This window comes from Cupriavidus sp. 01L46 (genome assembly GCF_056399905.1).
In genome coordinates this window covers 1-6801 of record NZ_JBFTSF010000396.1, presented here as the reverse complement: position 1 = coordinate 6801, position 6801 = coordinate 1, and the positions used below count along the sequence as shown (strand labels likewise).

General features: G+C 66.2%; 6 protein-coding genes. All 6 read left to right on the top strand.

All coding sequences use genetic code 11. The annotated features are described in order from the left end of the window. The coding region (gene pyk / locus AC1DS3_RS35210) for a pyruvate kinase (protein ID WP_477129003.1) at nucleotides 1–1317 on the top strand (1317 nt) is incomplete at its 5' end. Nucleotides 1318–1496: 179 nt separating this feature from the next. Next, nucleotides 1497–2420 (top strand): class II fructose-bisphosphate aldolase, encoded by a 924-nt coding sequence (locus AC1DS3_RS35205; protein ID WP_477129002.1) that lies wholly within the window; start codon nucleotides 1497–1499, stop codon nucleotides 2418–2420. Between the two features lie 186 nt (nucleotides 2421–2606). Beyond that, nucleotides 2607–3515 carry a phosphoribosylaminoimidazolesuccinocarboxamide synthase gene (locus AC1DS3_RS35200; protein ID WP_441641391.1) on the top strand — a complete coding sequence of 303 codons (909 nt, stop codon included), beginning with the start codon at nucleotides 2607–2609 and terminating at the stop codon, nucleotides 3513–3515. Nucleotides 3516–3674: 159 nt separating this feature from the next. Then, a complete protein-coding gene (purE, locus tag AC1DS3_RS35195; protein WP_006158083.1) occupies nucleotides 3675–4172 on the top strand; it encodes a 5-(carboxyamino)imidazole ribonucleotide mutase in 498 nt (165 codons plus the stop codon). Between the two features lie 59 nt (nucleotides 4173–4231). Further along, the gene (locus AC1DS3_RS35190) at nucleotides 4232–5476 is read left to right on the top strand and encodes a 5-(carboxyamino)imidazole ribonucleotide synthase (RefSeq protein WP_477129001.1); all 1245 of its coding nucleotides are present in this window, start codon (nucleotides 4232–4234) and stop codon (nucleotides 5474–5476) included. 105 nt (nucleotides 5477–5581) lie between these two features. Further along, nucleotides 5582–6568 carry an L-threonylcarbamoyladenylate synthase gene (locus AC1DS3_RS35185; protein ID WP_477109449.1) on the top strand — a complete coding sequence of 329 codons (987 nt, stop codon included), beginning with the start codon at nucleotides 5582–5584 and terminating at the stop codon, nucleotides 6566–6568. The last annotated feature ends 233 nt before the right edge of the window (nucleotides 6569–6801 follow it).

Below are 6801 nucleotides of genomic sequence, written 5' to 3'. Positions count from 1 at the left end.
GCCGAAGACCACATCGAGCGCGCCCGCCTGGTGCGCGAGGCGGCCAAGGCGTGCGGCCGCGAAGTCGCCATCATGGCCGACCTGCAAGGCCCGAAGATCCGCGTGGGCAAGTTCGAGCACGGCAAGATCACGCTGAAGGCGGGTGAGCCCTTCATCCTCGACGCCACCTGCACCCTGGGCAACCAGGAGCGCGCCGGCCTCGATTACGAGGACCTGCCGCGCGACGTCGGCCCGGGCGACCTGCTGCTGCTCAACGACGGCTTGATCGTGCTGGTGGTGGAACGCGTGATCGGCCACGAGATCTTCACCAAGGTGAAGATCGGCGGCGAGCTGTCCAACAACAAGGGCATCAACCGCCAGGGCGGCGGGCTGTCGGCGCCGGCGCTGACCGCCAAGGACATGGACGACATCAAGACCGCCATGGCGCTGGGCGCGGACTATGTCGCGGTGAGCTTCCCGAAGAACGCCACCGACATGGAAATGGCCCGCCAGCTTGCCGCGGTGGCCGGCCAGCCGCACCAGCACAAGGCCCGCATGATCGCCAAGATCGAGCGCGCCGAGGCCATCCGCCCGGGCGTGCTCGAGGAAATCCTGCAAGCCTCCGACGGCATCATGGTGGCCCGCGGCGACCTGGCCGTGGAGGTGGGCAACGCGGCCGTGCCGGCGCTGCAAAAGCGCATGATCCGGCTGGCGCGGGAAGCCAACAAGCTGACCATCACCGCCACCCAGATGATGGAGAGCATGATCGTCAACCCGGTGCCCACGCGCGCCGAGGTGTCGGACGTGGCCAACGCCGTGCTGGATGGCACCGACGCCGTGATGTTGTCGGCCGAGACCGCCGCCGGCAGCTACCCGGTGGAGACGGTGGAAACTGTGGCCGTGGTATGCCTGGAGGCCGAGAAATCCGAGGTGGTCCAGCTCGACACCGATTTCCTCAACCAGACCTTTGGCCGCATCGACCAGTCGATCGCCATGGGCGCACTGTTCACCGCCTATCATTTGCAGGTAAAGGCCATTGCCGCGCTGACCGATTCCGGCGCCACCGCGCTGTGGATGAGCCGGCATCGCATCCATGTGCCGATCTACGCGATGACGCCCAACCTGGCCTCGCAGCGCAAGATGCAGCTGTACCGCAACGTAGTGCCGCTGCCGCTGGAAGCCAGCGCCGACCGCGACACCGCGCTGGAACAGGCTGAAGAACTGCTGCTGTCGCAAGGTGTGGTGCAGCGCGGTGACTTCATCGTGCTGACCATTGGCGAGCCGATGGGCCAGCCGGGTGGCACGAATACGCTGAAGATTGTCCGGGTGGGCGCCTGATAGGCGCCGCGCCGGACAGACAGCCGGCGCTTGAGCGCACAGGATCACCCAGGATGAATCGCGTTGAGACGGTGTCTCACGCGAAAAGCAAAGAAAGCAAAGAACGACCAGATCGACCAGATCGAACAGATCAATCAATCATTAAACGAGACACCCCATTCTTTCTTTAGGAGTTTGACATGCCACTCGTATCGATGCGCCAGCTGCTCGACCACGCCGCCGAAAACGGCTACGCGCTGCCCGCCTTCAACGTGAACAACCTGGAACAGGTTCAGGCCATCATGCAGGCCGCCGACGAAGTCAATGCGCCGGTGATCATGCAAGCCTCCGCAGGCGCACGCAAGTACGCCGGCGAGCACTTCCTGCGTCACCTGATCGAAGCCGCGGTGGAAGCCTATCCGCATATCCCGGTGGTGATGCACCAGGATCACGGCCAGTCGCCGGCGATCTGCCAGGCCGCGATCGACCTGGGCTTCTCCTCGGTGATGATGGATGGCTCGCTGCGTGAAGACGGCAAGACCCCGTCCGACTACGAGTACAACATCGAAGTGACCCGCAAGGTGGTGCAGCTCTCGCACGCCATCGGCGTGACCGTGGAAGGCGCCCTGGCAATCGCCATCGGCACCTCGCATGGCGCTTACAAGTTCACCCGCAAGCCCACTGGCGATATCCTGGCGATCAACCGCATCAAGGAAATCCACGCCCGCATCCCCAACACCCACCTGGTGATGCACGGCTCGTCGTCGGTCCCGCAGGAACTGCTCGCGGAAATCCGCCAGTTCGGCGGCGACATGAAGGAAACCTACGGCGTGCCGGTCGAGGAAATCCAGGAAGCCATCAAGTACGGCGTGCGCAAGATCAATATCGACACCGATATCCGCCTTGCCATGACCGGCGCGATCCGCCGCTTCTTTGCCGAGAACCCGAGCAAGTTCGACCCGCGCGAATACCTGAAGCCGGCCCGCGAAGCTGCCAAGCTGGTTTGCAAGGCACGCTACGTCGCCTTCGGCTGCGAAGGCCAGGCCGCCAAGATCAAGCCGGTCTCGCTCGACGCCATCGCGCAGAAGTACAAGTCGGGCGAGCTCGCCCAGGTCGTGCAATAAGCAGGACCCCGTGCCGTCCCCGCCCCGATCCCGTCAAACGGGCAGGCGCGGGGACGACGCTTTTCAGGCCCCGGCGCCGGGGCGCTGAAAAGCGCTAACAAAATGAAGCGAAGCAGTTGTTCTGGCCCGGCGCCAGAATCATTCTGTTAGTGCCTCCCATCGGAACCACCGAACCACCGAACCGCCATGTCGAACGCTCTCTACCAGTCCTCCATCACTTCGCTGCCGCTGCTCGGCCACGGCAAGGTCCGCGACAACTACGCCGTCGGCGACGACAAGCTGCTGATCGTCACCACCGACCGCCTGTCGGCCTTCGACGTCATCCTGGGCGAGCCGATCCCGGCCAAGGGCCGCGTGCTCAACCAGATGGCCAACTTCTGGTTCAAGAAGCTGGCTCACATCGTGCCGAACCACGAAACCGGCGTTGCCGCCGAGACCGTGGTGAGCCCGGCCGAAGTCGAGCAGGTGCAAGGCCGCGCCGTGGTGGTCAAGCGCCTCAAGCCGATCCTGGTGGAAGCCGTGGTGCGCGGCTACCTGGCCGGCAGCGGCTGGAAGGACTACCAGGCCACCGGCAGCGTGTGCGGCATCGCGTTGCCCGCCGGCCTGCAGAACGCGCAGAAGCTGCCCGAGCCGATCTTCACCCCGGCCGCCAAGGCCGAGATGGGCGAGCACGACGAGAACATCTCCTTCGCGGAAACGGAAGAGCGCATCGGTGCCGACCTGGCCCGCCAGATGCGCGACATCTCGATCCGCCTGTACAAGGAAGCAGCCGACTACGCCGCCACTCGCGGCATCATCATCGCCGACACCAAGTTCGAGTTCGGCCTGGACGAGAACGGCACGCTGACGCTGATGGACGAAGTGCTGACCGCCGATTCCTCGCGCTTCTGGCCCGCGGATTCGTACGAAGTCGGCACCAACCCGCCGTCCTTCGACAAGCAGTTCGTGCGCGACTGGCTGGAAGCGGTGCGCATCGACGGCAAGCCCTGGCCCAAGACCGCCCCGGCGCCCGCGCTGCCGGCCGACGTGATCGAGAAGACCGCCGCCAAGTACCGCGAGGCGCTGACGCGCCTGACCGGCGAGGAACTGCAGTAATGTTGGGCGGCGCTGGCCGTAGCCGGCCGGTGCGCCAAAGCCGTCTGCAATGACGACGGCTGTCACTCCCGCTCCCCTCAGGGGGAGAGGGGAGCGAACCAACGCAGGACGAAGGTTGGCGCGGTCCCCAAGCGCCAGACAGATTTTTAAGGACTTAACGTGAGCAATACAGCCAAGCCGCTGGTCGGCGTTGTGATGGGCAGCAGTTCCGACTGGGACGTGATGCAGAACGCGGTCGCCATGCTGAAGGATTTCGGCGTGGCCTTCGAGGCGCGCGTGGTCTCCGCCCACCGCATGGCCGACGACATGTTCGAGTACGCCGCCACCGCGCGCGAGCGCGGCCTGCGCGCCATCATCGCCGGTGCCGGCGGTGCCGCGCACCTGCCCGGCATGATCGCCGCCAAGACCATCGTGCCGGTGTTCGGCGTGCCGGTGCCGTCGCGCTACCTGCGTGGCGAGGACTCGCTGCTGTCGATCGTGCAGATGCCCAAGGGCGTGCCGGTTGCCACCTTCGCCATCGGCGAAGCGGGCGCCGCCAATGCCGCGCTGCACGCCATCGCCACGCTCGCCACCACCGACGACGCGCTGGCCGCCGCGCTGGAAGCGTTCCGCGCCAAGCAGACCGAAGCTGCCCGCGCCATGACGCTGCCGGTGTAATACGCACATTCGCACGCACACCGACTAGCCCCAAGCCCCCGAATCCGGAAAGACGCGCAATGCCAACCGATATCCATCCCCACCTGGTCGAAGCCCACACGCCGGAGTCGCGTGCCGAGTTCGGCATCGACAATCCCAGCGCGCCGGTGCTGCCCGGCGCCTGGCTAGGCATGCTGGGCGGCGGCCAGCTCGGCCGCATGTTCACCCATGCCGCGCAGTCGATGGGCTACAAGGTTTGCGTGCTCGATCCGGACCAGGACAGCCCGGCCGGCACGATCGCCGAGAAGCACATCTGCGCGGYCTATACSGAYGAAGCSGCGCTGGCCGAGATGGSCMAGCTSTGCSMGGCGGTGASTACCGAGTTCGAGAACGTGCCSTCGCTSTCGCTSGACCGSCTGGAGCAACTSGGCGCCTTTGTCGCGCCGCGCGGCTATTGCGTGTCGATCGCGCAGAACCGCATCGGCGAGAAGAAGTTCTTCGCTTCCTGCGCCGAGCGCACCGGCGTGCCCACCGCGCCGCACTGGGTGATCCAGCACGACGCGGATGTCGACCAGGTGCCCGAGGACCTGCTGCCCGGCATCCTCAAGACCGCGCGCATGGGGTATGACGGCAAGGGCCAGGCCCGCGTCAGGACCCGCGAAGACGTGCGCGCTGCGTGGCGCGCCATGCAGCACGTGCCGTGTGTGCTGGAAAAGATGTTGCCGCTGGCCTACGAGGTTTCGGTACTGGCCGCGCGCGCTGCCGACGGCACCACCGCCACCTGGCCGCTCGCCGAAAACGTGCACCGCGACGGCATCCTGTTCTCCACGGTGATGCCGTCCACCAGCGTCTCCGACGAGATCGCCGCGCGCGCCCGCGCCGCGGCCGCCACCATCACCACCGAGATGGGCTATGTGGGCGTGCTGTGCATCGAGTTCTTCGTGCTGACCGATGGCTCGCTGGTCGCCAACGAAATGGCGCCGCGCCCGCACAACTCCGGCCACATCACCATGGACGCCTGCGAGACCAGCCAGTTCGAGCAGCAGGTGCGCGCCATGGCGCGCCTGCCGCTGGGCAGCACGCGCCAGCATTCGGCCGGCAAGATGCTCAACCTGCTGGGCGATGTGTGGTTCGAATTCGGCCTGGAGCGCACGCCGGCCTGGGACGAAGTCGTGGCCCAACCCGGCGCCAAGCTGCACTTGTACGGCAAGAGCGATGCGCRCCCCTCGCGCAAGATGGGCCACGTGAATTGCGTGGGCGGCGCGGCAACCGATGCCGAGCGGGCCTTCGACGCGGCCTTGACGGCGCTGCACATCGCGCCTTGATGGCTTGCCCGACGCATGCGCCGGGCTTTTCCGTTTTCCTGCTTTCGTAGCTCTGTAGCTCTGTAGCTCCGTAGCTTCGCTGTAACGCCACCCCAGAGATTCCCGATGTCGCGCATGCCCACGCCCGCCGAACTTGACCAAGCGGTCCAACTGCTGGAGGCCGGCGAGCTGGTCGCCTTTCCGACCGAGACGGTCTACGGCCTGGGCGCCGACGCGGAAAACCCCGAGGCCATCGCCCGCATCTACGCGGCCAAGGGGCGCCCGTCCAATCACCCGATCATCGTGCACGTGGTGGATGGCGGCGACATCAGCTACTGGGTGGACGATGTGCCACCGGCCGCGCAAGACCTGATCGACGCCTTCTGGCCCGGCCCGCTCACGCTGATCCTCAAGCGCGCCGCGCATATCCCGGCGGCGGTTGCCGGCGGCCAGGACAACATTGGCCTGCGCTGCCCGTCGCATCCGGTTGCGCAGGCGCTGCTGAGCCGCTTCAAGCGTGGGCGCGGCGGCATTGCCGCGCCGTCCGCGAACAAGTTTGGGCAGGTCAGCCCGACCACGGCGCAGCACGTGCGCGACGAGTTTGGCGACGCGGTCTTCGTGCTGGAAGGCGATGACGTTGAGGTTGGCATCGAATCGACCATCGTGGATCTGTCGCGGCTGGAGCAGGGCATTGGCCCGGTGCTGCTGCGCCCGGGCGCCATCACGCCGGCCATGATGGCGCAGGTGCTGGGCGTTACGCCGTTGCCGCCGGATGCTGCCGCGCCGCGCGCGTCAGGTACGCTGAAGGCGCACTATGCGCCGCATACGCCGTTGGGTTTGTGCTCTGCTGCAGATTTGCCTGCGCAGTTGGTCAATTTGCCCGCCGACGCGCGAGTGGCGTGGGTTGGTGCTCAGGCGGCTGCCGATCCGCGCTGTGTGTGGGTGCAGGCGCCCGCCGATGCCGAGGGTTATGCGCGTGCGCTTTATAGCTTGTTGCGTCGGCTGGATGGGGAGGGTTTTGCGCGGCTGGTGTTTGAGGCCTTGCCGGTTGGGCATGAGTGGGATGGGGTTCGGGATCGGTTGCAGCGGGCTGCGGCGGCGTTTGGGGGGTAAGGGGGGGGTGGTGGTTGGTGGTTGGCTGTAACTGCAACTGCAACCGCAAAATCAGCTTCAACTTCAGCTGCTTAACGTCAAGGGCAACTGCAGTTTCACCACCCCTGCGGGGCGGCGACCTACTTTTTTGTCTTGCCAAAAAAGTAGGCAAAAAAGGCGCGCCGGATGGGGCGACTACCCCCTCGGGCTTCGGCGAAAAGAGCGGCCGGGACCCAAACTCGCATCGCCTTAAG